14 protein-coding genes are annotated in these 15467 nt (G+C 29.5%); 9 read left to right on the forward strand and 5 right to left on the reverse strand.

Annotated elements, in window-relative coordinates; genetic code table 11:
• The first annotated feature begins 67 nt into the window (after nucleotides 1-67).
• The 3 genes from ATE90_RS01015 (at nucleotide 68) to purD (ending at nucleotide 3536) form a co-directional block, all read left to right on the forward strand.
• On the forward strand, nucleotides 68-1372 hold the full coding sequence (locus ATE90_RS01015; RefSeq protein ID WP_254712332.1) for an exopolysaccharide biosynthesis polyprenyl glycosylphosphotransferase: 1305 nt from the start codon (nucleotides 68-70) through the stop codon (nucleotides 1370-1372).
• 5 nt (nucleotides 1373-1377) lie between these two features.
• Nucleotides 1378-2142 carry a glycosyltransferase family 2 protein gene (locus ATE90_RS01020; protein WP_036782847.1) on the forward strand — a complete coding sequence of 255 codons (765 nt, stop codon included), beginning with the start codon at nucleotides 1378-1380 and terminating at the stop codon, nucleotides 2140-2142.
• A 119-nt stretch (nucleotides 2143-2261) separates the two neighbouring features.
• Nucleotides 2262-3536 carry a phosphoribosylamine--glycine ligase gene (gene purD / locus ATE90_RS01025; RefSeq protein WP_036782848.1) on the forward strand — a complete coding sequence of 425 codons (1275 nt, stop codon included), beginning with the start codon at nucleotides 2262-2264 and terminating at the stop codon, nucleotides 3534-3536.
• Between the two features lie 9 nt (nucleotides 3537-3545).
• Here purD and ATE90_RS01030 read toward each other — a convergent pair whose 3' ends face one another.
• Both ATE90_RS01030 and ATE90_RS01035 read right to left on the reverse strand, forming a co-directional pair.
• Nucleotides 3546-4586: a sensor histidine kinase gene (locus ATE90_RS01030; RefSeq protein WP_036782849.1), complete on the reverse strand. Its 1041-nt coding sequence runs from the start codon at nucleotides 4584-4586 to the stop codon at nucleotides 3546-3548.
• Nucleotides 4587-4630: 44 nt separating this feature from the next.
• Nucleotides 4631-5329, reverse strand: coding sequence for a response regulator (locus ATE90_RS01035; RefSeq protein ID WP_091955254.1), 699 nt, complete (start codon nucleotides 5327-5329; stop codon nucleotides 4631-4633).
• A gap of 169 nt (nucleotides 5330-5498) precedes the next feature.
• Between ATE90_RS01035 and ATE90_RS01040 the strand changes: the two genes are divergently transcribed.
• Nucleotides 5499-6374: a T9SS type A sorting domain-containing protein gene (locus tag ATE90_RS01040; protein WP_101450625.1), complete on the forward strand. Its 876-nt coding sequence runs from the start codon at nucleotides 5499-5501 to the stop codon at nucleotides 6372-6374.
• 98 nt (nucleotides 6375-6472) lie between these two features.
• Entirely contained in the window at nucleotides 6473-7192 is a 720-nt protein-coding gene (locus ATE90_RS01045; RefSeq protein WP_101450627.1) for a 3'-5' exonuclease, read from the forward strand.
• On the opposite strand, the gene ATE90_RS01050 is transcribed toward ATE90_RS01045, so the two are convergent.
• Nucleotides 7189-9045: an ABC-F family ATP-binding cassette domain-containing protein gene (locus tag ATE90_RS01050; RefSeq protein WP_101450629.1), complete on the reverse strand. Its 1857-nt coding sequence runs from the start codon at nucleotides 9043-9045 to the stop codon at nucleotides 7189-7191. The genes ATE90_RS01045 and ATE90_RS01050 overlap by 4 nt on opposite strands.
• Nucleotides 9046-9358: 313 nt before the next feature.
• Here ATE90_RS01050 and ATE90_RS01055 point away from each other — a divergent pair, with 313 nt between their 5' ends.
• The 4 genes from ATE90_RS01055 (at nucleotide 9359) to ATE90_RS01070 (ending at nucleotide 13365) form a co-directional block, all read left to right on the forward strand.
• Nucleotides 9359-10375, forward strand: a complete 1017-nt coding sequence (locus ATE90_RS01055) for a sugar phosphate nucleotidyltransferase (RefSeq protein ID WP_036782862.1) — start codon at nucleotides 9359-9361, stop codon at nucleotides 10373-10375.
• A complete protein-coding gene (locus tag ATE90_RS01060) occupies nucleotides 10376-11356 on the forward strand; it encodes a tetratricopeptide repeat protein (protein ID WP_091955246.1) in 981 nt (326 codons plus the stop codon).
• Nucleotides 11357-11425: 69 nt separating this feature from the next.
• A complete protein-coding gene (locus ATE90_RS01065) occupies nucleotides 11426-12130 on the forward strand; it encodes a DUF4292 domain-containing protein (protein WP_231960006.1) in 705 nt (234 codons plus the stop codon).
• Entirely contained in the window at nucleotides 12130-13365 is a 1236-nt protein-coding gene (locus tag ATE90_RS01070; RefSeq protein ID WP_081958129.1) for a murein hydrolase activator EnvC family protein, read from the forward strand. The genes ATE90_RS01065 and ATE90_RS01070 overlap by 1 nt, the downstream gene beginning before the upstream one ends.
• On the opposite strand, the gene ATE90_RS01075 is transcribed toward ATE90_RS01070, so the two are convergent.
• Complete coding sequence (locus tag ATE90_RS01075; protein ID WP_036782870.1) at nucleotides 13366-14955, reverse strand: phytoene desaturase family protein; 1590 nt, start codon at nucleotides 14953-14955, stop codon at nucleotides 13366-13368.
• Nucleotides 14956-15016: 61 nt separating this feature from the next.
• Entirely contained in the window at nucleotides 15017-15427 is a 411-nt protein-coding gene (locus ATE90_RS01080) for a mechanosensitive ion channel domain-containing protein (protein ID WP_162178835.1), read from the reverse strand.
• Nucleotides 15428-15467 lie beyond the last annotated feature (40 nt).

The following is a 15467-nucleotide window of genomic DNA, read 5'->3' on the forward strand; positions in this document are numbered from 1 at the left end:
ATTTGCCGTAAAAAAAATAATATTGAATAAAAGATACTCATATTTAATAAAACCATTACAGATTTTTTTGGATGTTTTTATTCTTAATTTTATTACTTACATATTATATGATAAAGAGTATTTATATTTTGGATTATATATTACTTTATTTTGGCTTTTTGAAAGTTATTTCTTTGGTTTCTATAATGTATATAGATATACAAGACCTCTGAGGATATTGACTATTTTAGTTAAACAATTCTTAATTTTTATTCTTGGATATTTTGCCTATTTCGGTGTTTTTAGAGAAGGGATCGCAGTTCATAATCAGTTCTCAATTTTAATTTTTATTATTACAGGTATTTCTTTAATAAAGTTTTCATGGCTTTTCTTATTAAAAAGATACAGGTCATTGGGCAATAACGCTAGAACTACAGTTGTTGTTGGCTTCGATAGCTCTTCAAAAAATATTATTTCACTTTTTAAAAGTAAGTCTAATTTAGGATATAAGTTCTTGGGTTTTTTTTCGAGTAAAATTTATAAGGACAATGATTATTTAGGATATATAGAAACTGTTTTCGCATATGCTACAAATAATATGGTTGATGAAATTTATTGTTCATTAACCTCTCTAAGTAAAGATCAAATAAATAAAATAAAAAAGTTTGCAATTGAAAAAGAGATTATTGTAAAGTTAATTCCAAATTCGAATGAGTTATACAGCAAAAATCAAAGTATAGAGTATTATGATGATACTTTACTGGTTTTAAATGTCAAGAAATTACCATTTGAGTTTGCAGAAAATTTTTATGTCAAGAGAATTTTTGATATTGTATTTTCTTTATTCGTATGTGTTTTTTTGCTTTCTTGGTTATGGCCAATTCTATGGATAGTGGTTAAGTTAGAATCAAAAGGGCCTTTACTTTTTAAGCAAAAAAGAGAAGGAATAAATGTAGAAAAGTTTGTTTGTTACAAATTTAGATCAATGAGAATGAATAACCTTTCTCATAAAGTTCATGCTACAAAAAATGATAATAGAGTAACTAAAATAGGTTCTTTTTTAAGAAAAACAAGCATGGATGAATTACCACAATTTATAAATGTTTTATTAGGAGACATGAGTGTAGTTGGTCCCAGACCTCATTTAGAAAGCCTGTCTTTAGAATATCAAAAAGATGTTAAGGATTATCTAAAAAGACATATTGTAAAACCAGGGATTACTGGTTTAGCACAAATAAGTGGTTATAGAGGAGAAGTAAAAAAGAAGTCGGATATTAAAAATCGAGTGCGTTTAGATATTTTTTATATAGAAAACTGGTCTTTTTTGTTAGATATTAAGATTATTATTAAAACCGTTTTAAATGTTTTTAAGGGAGATGAAAAAGCATATTAAGTAGAATGAAAGAGAAATTAGATATTACAGCATCTATCGTGCTATATAATGAAAATTTAGAGGAACTTACAAAAACTGTAAACTGTTTCTTAAGAGTGCCTTTGAAAAAGAGACTTTTCTTAATAGATAACACCCAAAACAAGCTTTTTCAAAATATTTTTAAAAAACAAGAAATAGAGTATATAGCAGTTGGTAAGAATATTGGTTTTGGAGCAGGTCATAATATGGTTAAAGATAGAATTAGTAATAACTCTAACTTTCATTTAATATTAAATCCAGATGTTAATTTTCAGGAAGCAGTTATACCCAATTTGATTATAGAATTAAAGAAAGATGAAAATGTTTCAATGATAGCTCCAAAAGTTTTGTTCCCAAACGGAGATCACCAATATTCTTGCCGAAGATATCCACTTCTTTCAGAGTTATTTGCTAGAAGATTTACCTTTATGAAGCCAATTTTTAAATCAACAGTTTATAAAGGTCAGTACAAAGATAAAGACTTAAATAATTCTTTTTTTGCAGAATTTATTACTGGCTGTTTTCATTTATATAAAACCAATGATTTTTTAAAATTAGAAGGTTTTGATGAGCGTTATTTTTTATACATGGAAGATGTTGATATTTGTAGAAAAATAGATAATTTAGGAAAAAAGAAAATATATTATCCAAAAGAAGAAATAACGCATGTATTAAAAAAAGGATCATCAAAAAGTATGAAATTATTTTTTAGACATACCTTATCTGCTATTAAATATTTTTTAAAATGGTAATTCTAGCTTAAAATTAGCTTTATATTGTAAAAATGAAGAGTTTATAGAGATGTCATTCTTAAGAAAATGAAAATCCAAAGATTTTAAAATATATTTGCAATCACAACAACACAACAAACATGAATGTACTTATTTTAGGTTCTGGAGGTAGAGAACATGCTTTTGCATTAAAGTTATCTCAAAGCAATAAAATCAAGCAACTTTTTGTCGCTCCTGGAAATGCAGGAACACATAAAATAGCTGCCAATATTAGCATAAATCCAACAGATTTTCAAGCAGTAAAAAATACAGTTTTAGAGAATAATATTCAAATGGTTGTTGTAGGCCCAGAAGCACCTTTGGTAGAGGGAATTCATGATTTCTTTCTAGCGGATGCTGATTTGAAGAAGATACCAGTTATTGGCCCTAAAAAAGATGGAGCGTTATTAGAGGGAAGTAAAGATTTTTCTAAACAATTTATGCAAAAGCATGGCGTTCCTACTGCCAAATATCAATCATTTACCAAAGAAAATTTAGAAGAAGGTTTTGCTTTCTTAGAAACTTTAGAGCCTCCTTTTGTTCTAAAAGCAGATGGTTTAGCAGCAGGGAAAGGAGTATTAATTTTAAACTCTTTAGAAGAAGCTAAAAAAGAGCTTGAAGAAATGGTTGCCAACCAAAAATTCGGAGAAGCATCATCTACTGTTGTTATTGAGGAGTTTTTAAAAGGAATTGAATTGTCCGTTTTTGTGTTAACAGATGGTAAAAACTATAAAATTTTACCTTCAGCAAAAGATTACAAAAGAATTGGTGAAGGAGATACAGGCTTAAATACAGGCGGCATGGGGGCAATTTCTCCAGTACCCTTTGCAGATGAAGCTTTTTTAAATAAGGTAGAAGAATTGGTAGTGAAACCGACAATTAAGGGGCTGCAAAAAGACGGAATTGATTATAGAGGTTTTATTTTTATTGGATTGATGAATGACAATGGAAATCCTTCTGTGGTTGAATATAATGTGAGAATGGGAGACCCTGAAACAGAAGTTGTTTTGCCAAGAATAGCCTCAGATTTATTTGATTTATTCGAAGGTGTTGCCAATCAGACTTTAGATAAAAAATCGTTTTCAGTAATAGAAAAAACTGCGGCAACCGTGATGTTAGTTTCTGGAGGATACCCTGAATCTTATGAAAAAAATAAAGAAATTACTGGTTTTGATGCTGTAGAAGAATCCATTGTTTTTCATGCAGGAACAGCATTTAAAGAAAACAAAGTAGTTTCTAATGGAGGTAGAGTAATGGCGGTTACTTCTTTTGGAGACACCATAGAAGAAGCTTTAGAAAAATCGTACAAAAGTATTGATGCAATTCATTTTGATAAAATGAATTATAGAAAAGATATTGGTTTTGATTTAGTGTAGCCTTAAAGATTACCTTGCTTTTTCAAGAGTAAAAGAAAATTCTGAACCTTCGCCATACGTGCTTTTTAGCAAGATGTTTTCATCATGTGCTTCAACAATGTGCTTCACAATAGAAAGCCCTAAACCAGAGCCCCCTTGTTCACGAGACCTACTTTGATCTACTCTGTAGAAGCGTTCAAATAAACGTGAAATGTGTTCTTTTTCGATTCCTTCTCCATTATCAATAATTTTAATAATAAATTTTGTGTCATTGTAATTTTCAACGCCAACAATGGTCGTGCCATTGGGTTTTCCATATTTAATAGAGTTTACAATGAGATTTATAAGAACTTGTTCAATTTTTTCAATATCACCTTTTACAAAAACTGGAAACTCATAAATTTTATCAAATTGTAGGGTAAGGTTTCTCTTTTTTGCTTTCATTTCAAGCAAATCAAATACATTTTGAATCAGTTCAAGCATATTAAATACATCAATATTTAGCTTTAGGCCATCATTTTCCAATTTGGCAATCATATCTAAATCTTTGATAACAGCAACCAGCCTTTCTGCACCTTTATTCGCTCTTTCTAAATACTTCATCCGTATTTCCTTATCATTTACAGCGCCTTCCATTAAGGTAAGAATGTAGCCTTGGACTGTAAAAAGAGGAGTTTTTAATTCATGAGCAACATTTCCTAAAAAATCGCGCCTAAAAGAATCTCTTTCTGTTAAATTTTTAATTTCTAAACGTTTCCCTTCTACAAACTTTTGCATGCTTTTAGAGAGTTTTTCTATATCCGTGGTTGTAGATTCTCTTTTAAGATCATTTACATCTAAAATAGAAACATCTTCATATATTTTTTTTAAACGTCTGTAAATAAAGTGTTCAGCTCTATATTGAATAATGAAAAAAGAAATTAAAAAAAGTACGAGTATAGCTATTACAATACTATTAATACCAAATTGTTTGCTATACATAATATATGATATGCCGCCTATAGCCACAGAAAGTAGCGTTAAATAAATAGCCGACCAAAGGGCATACGAGTAAGTTTTTTTTAGTTTCAAAAAAAGTAGGTATTTAATATCTAAATCTAGAATTTAGAAAAAATTTATGTTTCAGATGTTTCTAGTACAAATTTATAACCAACACCTTTTACTGTTTTAAAATGATCATCACCTATTTTTTCGCGAAGTTTTCTAATATGTACATCTATCGTTCTGCCGCCAACAACAACTTCATTTCCCCAAACAGTATCCAAAATAACTTCTCTTTTAAATACTTTTCCTGGTTTTGAAGTTAGCAAAGAAAAGAGTTCAAATTCTTTTCTAGGAAGAGAAATCTTTTTCTCGGCTTTATAAACAACATAGGCATCTCTATCAATAACAATATCTCCTATTTTATAAGATTCTTCAGTGTCTTTTTCGTTTTTTAATCTTCGTAACAACGATTTTATTTTACTTACCAGTACTTTTGGTTTAATAGGTTTTGTAATATAATCATCAGCACCCGCTTCAAATCCTGCAACTTGCGAATAGTCTTCACCTCTGGCAGTTAAAAAAGAGATAATAACGTTTTCGAGTGATTTTATTTTTCTGATTTTTTCACACGCTTCTATTCCATCCATTTCGGGCATCATAATATCTAATAAAATTAAATGCGGAATATTTTTTTTAGCAGATTTTATGGCTTCTTGCCCATTGGAAGCTGTAAATACTTGATACCCTTCATTCTTTAAATTGTATCCAACAATTTCTAAAATATCTGGCTCATCATCAACTAATAAAATTTTTATATCGTTTTTATTCATAACCTCTCTATAAGATAAGTATCAAAAATACTGATAATATATAACAAAAATAACTACTTAACAATCATTTAATCTTTACAAGGTTTCTTAACATTGAAATAATCTACAAGATTTTGTTATACTGTTTAATTATTATTATATTTACTCAATAATATAAAACATATACAGTATGAAAAAAAATTACATTTTAACAGTATGCTTATCTTTAATTTTTAGCGCTGCCTCTTTTGGGCAATATTCTGATTTATTTATTAGCATGTATGCTGAAGGTTCTAGTAATAATAAATTTATTGAAATTTTTAATGGAACAGGCAGTGATGTGGACCTTTCTGATTACATGATCAAAGGATCAAATAATGGAAATGATTGGAAAGCTACAAGAGATTTAGCGTTAACGGGTACAATTGTTAATGGTGATGTGTACGTTATCTCTACAGATCAGGCTGATGCAATAATATTGGCTGCTGCAGATCTTTCTTTAGCATATGAGAGTGCTATCCATTATAACGGTGATGATGCTATTGCACTACTTAAAAAAAATTCTGGTGGTACATTTGATGTTCTAGATATTATTGGTGTGCCTACTGTAGATCCAGGTTCTGGTTGGGATGTTGCTGGAACGACCAATGCAACAGCAAATCATACTTTAACTAGAAAAAACACTATTTCAGGACCAAATACAGATTGGGCAAATTCTGCTGGGACAGACGAAGCTTCATCTGAATGGATTGTTACAGATTCGAACAGCGGATGGGATAGTTTAGGTTCTTATACAGGATCTGGCACTGCTTCTGTAAAAAACAATGCTATTGCAGGATTTGCAACGTATCCAAATCCAATTACAAACAATACATTTACTATTACTAGCAATAGCAGTAGTAAAAAAGAGTTTGCTATTTTTAATGTTTTAGGTAAAAAAGTACTTTCATCAAATTTTTCTGGTGTAAAATCTAATGTTAACGTTTCTGCAATTTCTGCGGGAGTTTACATCTTAAAAGTAACTGAAGATGGTAAAACGGCTACTAAGAAATTAGTAATTAGATAAAACAGTATAAAGTTTTTGTACTAGAAAAGCTCCAAATTAATTTTTGGAGCTTTTTTATTTTCACTATCTTTCGTCAAGAAAAAGAAAAAAATAGTGCTATGAACCTTACATTTAAATTAAACGACATTCTATTTTTAGATATAGAAACAGTCCCTGAATTTGAAAATTGGAAAGATATTTCAAAAGAAACTCAAGAACTTTTTGATCAAAAGACTAAATATCAACGCAAAGAAGAATTTACTGCAGCAGCATTTTATGACCGTGCAGGAATTTGGGCAGAATTCGGAAAAATAATCTGTATTTCGGTGGGTTACTTTGCTGATAAGGAAGCTGAAAGACAATTAAGACTTACTTCTTTTTTTGGGGATGATGAGCATAAGATTCTAACAGATTTTAAAGGATTATTAGATACGCATTTCACAAAAAAGAGTCATGTTTTATGTGCACATAATGGTAAGGAATTCGATTTTCCCTTTATAGCTAGAAGAATGATTGTGCATCAGATAGAACTGCCTAATAAGCTAAATCTATTTGGTAAAAAACCTTGGGAAGTTCCTCATATAGATACACTAGAGTTGTGGAAGTTTGGAGACTACAAACATTATACATCCTTAAAACTATTAACGTCAATTCTAGGAGTTCCATCACCAAAAGATGATATAGATGGCAGTGAAGTTGCAAACGTTTATTATAAGGAAAAAAACATACAACGCATTGTAAGCTATTGCGAAAAAGATACCATTGCCGTAGCACAAATTTTATTGCGTTTTAACAATCAAGAATTGTTAAAAGACAAAGATATTATAAGTGTAAATTAATCTTCTAGTTTCATAGAGAGCTCTAACCAACGTTCCTCTTTTTGTTCTAAGCTAGCAATTGTTTTTTGTAGTTCTTCAGATTTTTTAGCAATATCATCAGCTTCAATTTCTACATTTAAAAACTGAGCTTCAATGGTTGCTTTTCTTTTTTGAAGTTTTTCAATATCTCCTTCTAACGAACCAAATTCTCTTTTTTCATTAAAACTTAAAGCGTTTTTCGGATTCTTTTTCTCGGTTTTTTCTGTCGTTTTTACTTTCTTGGTTTCTTTTGGAGCAGAAACATCATAGGCTCTAAAATCAGAATAATTTCCCGGAAAATTTTCTACAACTCCATCACCTCTAAAAACAAAAAGAGCATCTACAATTTTATCCATAAAATAGCGATCATGCGATACTACCAATAAGTTTCCTGGGTAATCTAATAAGAAGTTTTCAAGGACGTTTAGCGTAACAACATCCAAATCATTCGTAGGTTCATCTAAAATTAGAAAATTAGGATTCTGAATTAAAACAGCGCATAAATACAATCTTTTTTGCTCACCTCCAGAAAGTTTTTCAACAAAATCATACTGTTTCTTTTTGTCAAATAAAAAGCGTTCTAATAATTGTGAAGCAGAAATTTTTCGTCCTTTAGAAAGTGGAATAAATTCTCCAAATTCTTTTACAACATCAATAACCTTTTGCCCTTCTTTTATATGAATTCCCGCTTGCGTGTAATAGCCAAATTTTACAGTTTCACCCAAAATAACTTTTCCCGAATCTAAAGGAGCCTTTTCTGTAATAATATTTAAAAATGAAGATTTTCCAGTTCCGTTTTTACCAATTATTCCAACACGCTCACCACGCTTAAAAACATAATCGAAACCATCTAAAATTTTCTTATCTCCATAAGACTTAGACACTTTATGAAGTTCAAGAATTTTACTTCCTAAACGCTCCATGTTTATCTCTAATTGAACTTGATGATCTTTTCTTCTTTGATGTGCTTTCTCTTTAATTTGATAGAAATCATCTGTTCTAGACTTCGATTTTGTAGTTCGGGCTTTTGGTTGCTTTCGCATCCATTCTAGTTCTTTTTTAAATAAACTTTTAGCTTTTCCTAAATTGGTAGCTTCTAAAGCTAAACGTTCTTCTTTATTTTGTAAATAGTAAGAGTAATTTCCTTTGTATTTGTAGATTTTACCTTCATCTAATTCTAAAATTTCATTACACACACGCTCTAGAAAGTAACGATCGTGCGTCACCATAAATAAGGTTATTTTTTCTTTTGCAAAGAAAGCTTCTAACCATTCTATCATTTCTAAATCTAAATGATTTGTTGGCTCATCTAAAATTAGTAAATCTGGTTTATTAATTAAAACAATAGCTAAAGACAGCCTTTTTCTTTGCCCTCCAGAAAGAGCGCCAACTTTCAAGGTTAAATCGTCTAATTTTAATTTTGATAAAATTTGTCTGTATTGTGTTTCGAAATCCCAAGCATTGTGCTGGTCCATTAAATCAAATGCCGCCTGGTAAGCGTCACTATCATCAAGGTTTTTTAAAGCTTTTTCATATTGATTAACAATAGAAAGGATTTTATTATCAGTGGCAAAAATAGTTTCCTCAATAGTTAAATCAGGGTTAATGTCATCTTTTTGAGCTAAATACGCAATAGAAATTCCTTTTCTACTGACTACTTGTCCAGAATCAGGAACATCTAAACCTGCAATAATATTTAGGATGGATGTTTTACCACTTCCATTTTTAGCTACAAAAGCAACTTTTTGATCTTTACTAATTCCGAAAGAGATGTCTTCAAATAAAACACGTTCTCCATAAGATTTTGAGATATTTTCTACTGATAAATAATTCACAGAAATAAATTTAATTTATGCAAAGAAACAAAAAACCCAAGCGTTAACTTGGGTTTTTAATGTCATTTATAAAAATGATTATGTTGGGGAATACTTAAAAACATTTTTTATCAAAGATAAACGATAAGTATGTGTCTGTCAATCCTCATTTATGATGAAATTTTTACATCCCTATTTACAAGGAGGTTTCTCCCTATTTACAAGGAGGAATTGAAGCATATTTTACATTTTTTTTGCAACTTTTTTCAGTTAAAACTATTTTTAGAATCTCTTAATTAATGGTATCTTGCATTCGAAATATTTAGAAAAAAACATGAAAATAATAGTGCCAATGGCCGGGATTGGATCTCGTTTAAGACCCCATACTCTTACAGTTCCAAAGCCATTAACAGTGATAGCAGGTAAGCCAATTGTGCAACGTTTGGTAGAAGATATAGCTTCTGTAATAGATGAAAAAATTGATGAAATAGCATTTATTATTGGCCCTGTAGCAAAAGGATTTCCAACAAATACAGAAGAGAATTTATTAAAAATTGCAGAAGAATTGGGCGCAAAAGGTACTGTATATGTGCAAGAAGAAGCATTAGGAACCGCACATGCAATTTATTGTGCAAAGGAATCTTTGAGTGGTCCTTGTGTTGTTGCTTATGCAGACACTTTATTTAAAGCAGACTTTACTCTCGATGTCGATGTAGATGGCGCAATTTGGGTTAAACAAGTTGAAAACCCTAGCGCATTTGGTGTTGTAAAATTGCAAGATGGGTTTATTACAGATTTTATTGAAAAACCAAAAGAGTTTGTTTCTGATTTGGCTATTATTGGTATTTATTATTTTAAAAGTGGGGAAAAAATTTTAAATGAAATTCAATATTTAATTGATAATGATTTAAAAGAAAATGGTGAATACCAAATAACAAATGTTTTAGAGTCTTTAAAACAACAAGGAGCAAAGTTTATACCAGGTAAAGTAAATGATTGGATGGATTGTGGTAAAAAAGACCCAACTGTAGACACTAATAAACAAACACTTGGCTTTGAGTATGCTGCTGGTAACAATTTAGTCTCTTCGGATGTTGTTTTAGAGAATTCAGAAATTATTCAACCTTGTTATGTTGGCGCGAATGTTGTATTAAAAAACACGAAAATAGGACCTTATGTTTCTATTGGTGAGCATAGTGTGGTAGAAAATTCTATTATAGAAAACTCTTTAATTCAAACGAATGTGCAAATTTCAAATGCAAATTTAGACAATGCTATGATTGGAAACCATGCGAAATATAATGGGAATTACACTTCTGTGAGTATCGGAGATTATACAGAATTACTATAAATGTACGTTATCAGAAAGAACAAAGAAAAAAGAGAAAAGAAGCAATTTGATTATGTTAAGTTGGTTCTTTTCTCTTTTTTCTTTGTTCTTTTCTCAAATAATATTTTTGCACAAGACAGTATTCCAGCAAAAGAAGATTTAACAGAAGAGGCAGAATTAAAATTTCAAGAATTTTTCTTTAAAGCTTTATCAGAAAAATCAATAGGAAACTATCAAAAAGCAATTGAAAATTTAGAGAGCTGTAATCAAATTTTAACAAACGATGTTTCAGTTTATTTTGAATTTTCTAAGAACTACCTATTACTTAACAATACTTTATTAGCTAAAGAATATATCGAAAGGTCATTGGCAAAAGACATCCATAATCTTTGGATGTTAAAGCATTTTGTGAAAATTTATCAGAAAGAAAGAAACTATAAAGAGGCTATTAAGATTCAGCAGCAGATAGTAGCGATCCATCCAAAAGAAAGAGAGTTATTAGCAAGATTATTGATGTATGACCGTCAATACAAAGAAGCAAGTGCTTTATTGAATGTTTTAGAAAAAGAAAACACATTAACATCCAATTTAAAAAAATTAAAATCTAGTTTAGAAAAGAGAAAAGAAATTTCAGAAAAGAAGATAAATCCATCTGATTTAAGTTCTTTAATCCATCAATTTAAAACCAATAAATCGTATCAAATTTTAGAACAAATCCTGAAAGATTCAACGAATAACGATACTGCTTTATTAAAGTTTTGTGAAGAAGGTATTGCACTTTTTCCTGCACAACCGTTTGTGTATTTAGTAAAAGGAAAAATCTTAAATGATCAAAAAAACTTTCAAAATGCTTTAACTACATTAAAAAATGGTATTGATTTTGTGATTGTTGATGAAATGGAGGTTGATTTTTACACTGAAATAGCCAAAGCATTTAAAGGTCTAGGAAATAGTAAACAAGAAAAAAAGTTCAAGCAAAAAGCTAAAAATTTGAAGAATTAGAAAATGAAGGTCATAAAATACATTCTCCTTTTTACCCTTGTTTTAACTTCCTGTAAAACAAAAAAAAATATGATTGATGCCAATGCAATTGCCAAAGAAATTTCGGCAAGAAAAGTAGCAAAAAAACATATCGCAGCAAATTTTGATAAAGAAACTGTTGATGCAAAATTAAAAGTAAATTTTAACAACGGAAAAACTAAGCAAAGTTTATCTGTAAATATGAAAATTATAAAAGACGAAGTTATTTTACTAAAGGGAACTAAATTTATAACCGTTTTTAAAGCTAAAATTACACCAACTTCAGTAAGCTATTATTCTTCATTGTTTAAAAATTATTTTGAAGGTGATTTTTCTATGATTAAAAAATTATTAGGGGTAGAAATTAATTTCGAACAATTACAAAATTTGTTTTTAGGGCAATCTTTATTAAATTTAAAGGAAGAAAAACAAAATGTAGAAATTGTGAAGAATAGGTATATTTTATCACCAGAAAAACAAGTAGAATTGTTTGATATTTTTTTTACAATAAACCCTTCACATTTTAAATTGGAACAACAATCGATTGTAAAAGCTGTTAAGAATTTACGATTAGATATAAAATACCCTTCTTATAATTTAGTTGATGATGTTGTTTTTCCTGCAGAAATAAAGGTGAAAGCAAAGAATGCAAAATCTTTTACAAATATAGATTTGTATTATAAGTCTGTTGTTTTTGATACGGACGTAAGAATGTCTTTTAATATTCCTTATGGATACAAACGGTTACTATTTTAATGAATAATAAAAAGCTTCATATTCTTTTTTTATCAGGTTTTCTGATGAGTTTCTCTGTTTTTAGTCAAACTAAAAAGGAGTTAGAAAGTCAGCGCAAAAAATTTAAATCAGAAATTATAAAGTTGAATAAATTACTTTTTGATGAAAAGAAAAAAGAGAAAAATGCTTTAGAGGATTTAAGAGATATTAAACAAAAAATTGACGTTAGAAATAAGCTAATTTCTACTATAAATTTAGAAGCTAAGTTTTTATCCAAAGAGATAAAAACCAATGAAATTAAATTAGAAAAGCTTCATAAAAATCTTGCTGATTTAAAAGCTGATTATGGTGAGATGATTTACAAATCTTACAAGAGTAAATCACAACAAAGTAGAGCTATGTTTTTGTTGTCTTCACAAAATTTTTATCAAGCTTATAAACGTTTGGAGTATATAAAACAATATGCCTCTTTCAGAAAAAAGCAAGGAGAAGATATTGTTATTCAAACTGATTTTATTGAAAATATTAAAGATTCTTTAGTCTATCAAAAGCGAGTAAAAGACACGTTAATTTTATCAGAAAAGAATGAAAAACAACAAATTGAAACGGATAAAAAGAAGCAAGAAAATTTAATTACCAAAATAAAAAGAAAAGAAAAAACCTACAAAAGGGATTTACAAAAGCAAATTAAAGCAGAAAAAAGAGTTGCTAATAAAATAGATAAAATTATAAGAGACGAAATTGCAAGAGCTAACAAATTAGCTAGAGCAAAGTTGAAATCGAAATCAGTAGCAAGAAAGAAAAATGAATTTATTCTAAGTCCAGAAGCAAAAGCATTAGCTGCAAAATTTGAATTGAATAAAGGATTGTTGCCTTGGCCCGTTAAAGAAGGTTTAGTTGTTAGAAAGTTTGGTAAACAAGCGCATCCTACATTTCCGGGAATAACAATAAATGGAACAGGATTGCATATTGTTACCAGTAATGGAAGTAATGCCGAAGCGATTTATAATGGTGAGGTTTTGAATATTCTACTAGGTTCTGGAGGTACAAAAAACGTGTTAATTAGACATGGAAATTATATTACTTCATATAATAACCTTGAAAATTCCTTTGTTAAAAAAGGCGATAAAATTTTAACAGGGCAAAAAATCGGTAAAATATTTACAGATAAAATTTCTAAAAAAACCAAACTTATTTTTGTGTTATTTAAAAATACTACACGTTTAAACCCGGCTTCTTGGATATTGAAGAGGTAATTATCCTTTCATTACTTTTTTAATAATATTTTTCCCTGTCATTGCAGATGTTGTAATTACACCAGAAAATAAAGCCGCTGCGACTCCTGCAGTGACAACATCTTGCCCAGTTAAATAAAAGTTTTTAATAGGTGTTCTTGGCTTTAAGAATTTTTGTCTAAAACGTTTTGGTGTGTGGTCTAAACCATAAATTTCACCTTCGTCATAATTGATAAAATGCTTTGTTGTTAAAGGTGTAGAGAGTTCATAATGTTCAATTTTGTCTTTTGCCTGTGGTATGTGTTTAAACAAAACTTCTAATAATCGCTTTGAGATTTTTTCTTTTAATGCTTCATATTCTTCGCCACGTTTCATCCATTTGGTGCCATCCCAATTTTTAAAACCGTCATAAGGCAATAATGTAATAATATCTATGGTACTTTTTCCTGGGTATCTGTTAGTCCAATCAGGGTCTTTTGCTGAAGGAAATGAAATATAAACTACTGGAAAATCAGCATTTAAATTATGCACATAATTATCTATAGCTGTATCATGATCTATGTTGTCAGGATAGATCCAATAATTCGTTTTTGGCAGCTTTAGTTCTTCAGGAGAGCCTTTTAAGCCAATATATAAACAAGCATGAGAAACCGATCTTTTTACGGTTTGTAATTGTTGTTTTAGTTGATGTTTCTCTGCAATATCTGACGGGATTAATTTGTTATAGGTAGTCATAATTCCTGCTCCAGAAATAATATTTTTTGCTGTAAAGGTTTTTCCATCTTTCATTTGTACACCAACGGCTTTGTTGTTTTTAATGATGATTTTATCAACTTCTGCGCTAATTAAAATAGTTCCACCAGCTTTTTCTATAACTTTATCAATTGTTTTTGCAATTTCAGACGAGCCTCCAATAGGAAAACTTCCACCAGCAAAATAATGTTTGGCTACAGCTGCATGCATAACAAAACTGCTTTGTTTTGGAGGTAAACCATAATCTCCATACTGACCAGAGAGTACTTTTATAAGTTCTTCATTTTTAGTGATAGAACTTAAAACTTCATAAGTGGTCTTATCAGAGAAATTATAAAAAGGTTTGCGCATTTTACCACCAATAAGTGAGCTCATAATTGGAGGCAAAGCTTTGTCCATATAAAATTTCTGACTTGTTTTTATTGCTTTAAAAACCAAGTTCACATAAGCATCTATAGCCTGTTTTTCATCAGGAAAATAAGTAAGCATTTTATTTTTAAAGTTCTGCACACCTTTAACAAAATCATATTCTTTATCTCCAATTATAATTTTATCATATACAGCCCCCATATCTGCCCATTGTATTTGGGCATCAGAAATGTAATCGAACAATTTTTTAATCACTGAAGTTTTTCTTTGAACCTCCCCTATATAATGGATGCCAACATCCCATTCAAAACCTTTGCGTTTAAAAATATGCGTAAATCCTCCAGCAATATAATGGCGTTCTAAAACCAAAACTTTTTGCCCTTCTTTTGCAAGAATAGCTCCCGCAGAGAAACTTCCCATTCCGGAGCCTATAATTATGGAATCGTAATTTTCTGCTAAAGTTGGGTTTTTCTTGTAAGATTGGATCATAAGATTAGATTTTTTATAATAGCATACACGCTAATATACAATCTAATTTTAATGATATTCTTTATTCAGAATCGTATTTAATATTTTTCTGGAGGATAATAGAATTAGGCATTGTAATTAATTCATTTTCTTGTGTTTTTAAAGTGATAAAAAATGCCCCAATATCTCTAATTTCACCAGTAATATTGTTGTCTTTTTCAAGCACTGTAATAGTGTCACCTATCTTAACAGGATAATTTATATATAAAATTATACCTGCTGTAATATTAGATAAGAGAGACCATTGTGCAAAGAAAGCAATTCCTAAAATAGTTAAAAATGAAGAAATATAAATAAGTAATTGTTTTTCATCAACCCCCCAAATAAATGAAATAATTACAATTAAAGAAATATAAAGAAGTATTGTAATTATTTTATTGGTTACTAATATTCTTGCTTTTTGGAAACTGAATTTAACTTGAATTTTTTTCAACGATCTAGCAATAAAAAGACGAGTAAAAAAAATAAATATA

The sequence above is a fragment of the Polaribacter sp. Hel1_33_96 genome (assembly GCF_002846595.1).
GTDB lineage: Bacteria > Bacteroidota > Bacteroidia > Flavobacteriales > Flavobacteriaceae > Polaribacter.

What these genes read in the sequence shown, in the direction of transcription:
- ATE90_RS01060 (WP_091955246.1), top strand. Translation starts at nt 10,376, where the DNA reads ATGTACGTTATCAGAAAGAACAAAGAAAAAAGAGAAAAGAAGCAATTT.
- ATE90_RS01040 (WP_101450625.1), top strand. Translation starts at nt 5,499, where the DNA reads ATGAAAAAAAATTACATTTTAACAGTATGCTTATCTTTAATTTTTAGC.
- ATE90_RS01065 (WP_231960006.1), top strand. Translation starts at nt 11,426, where the DNA reads ATGATTGATGCCAATGCAATTGCCAAAGAAATTTCGGCAAGAAAAGTA.
- ATE90_RS01055 (WP_036782862.1), top strand. Translation starts at nt 9,359, where the DNA reads ATGAAAATAATAGTGCCAATGGCCGGGATTGGATCTCGTTTAAGACCC.
- ATE90_RS01070 (WP_081958129.1), top strand. Translation starts at nt 12,130, where the DNA reads ATGAATAATAAAAAGCTTCATATTCTTTTTTTATCAGGTTTTCTGATG.
- ATE90_RS01020 (WP_036782847.1), top strand. Translation starts at nt 1,378, where the DNA reads ATGAAAGAGAAATTAGATATTACAGCATCTATCGTGCTATATAATGAA.
- ATE90_RS01045 (WP_101450627.1), top strand. Translation starts at nt 6,473, where the DNA reads ATGAACCTTACATTTAAATTAAACGACATTCTATTTTTAGATATAGAA.
- ATE90_RS01035 (WP_091955254.1), bottom strand. Translation starts at nt 5,329, where the DNA reads ATGAATAAAAACGATATAAAAATTTTATTAGTTGATGATGAGCCAGAT.
- ATE90_RS01075 (WP_036782870.1), bottom strand. Translation starts at nt 14,955, where the DNA reads ATGATCCAATCTTACAAGAAAAACCCAACTTTAGCAGAAAATTACGAT.
- purD (WP_036782848.1), top strand. Translation starts at nt 2,262, where the DNA reads ATGAATGTACTTATTTTAGGTTCTGGAGGTAGAGAACATGCTTTTGCA.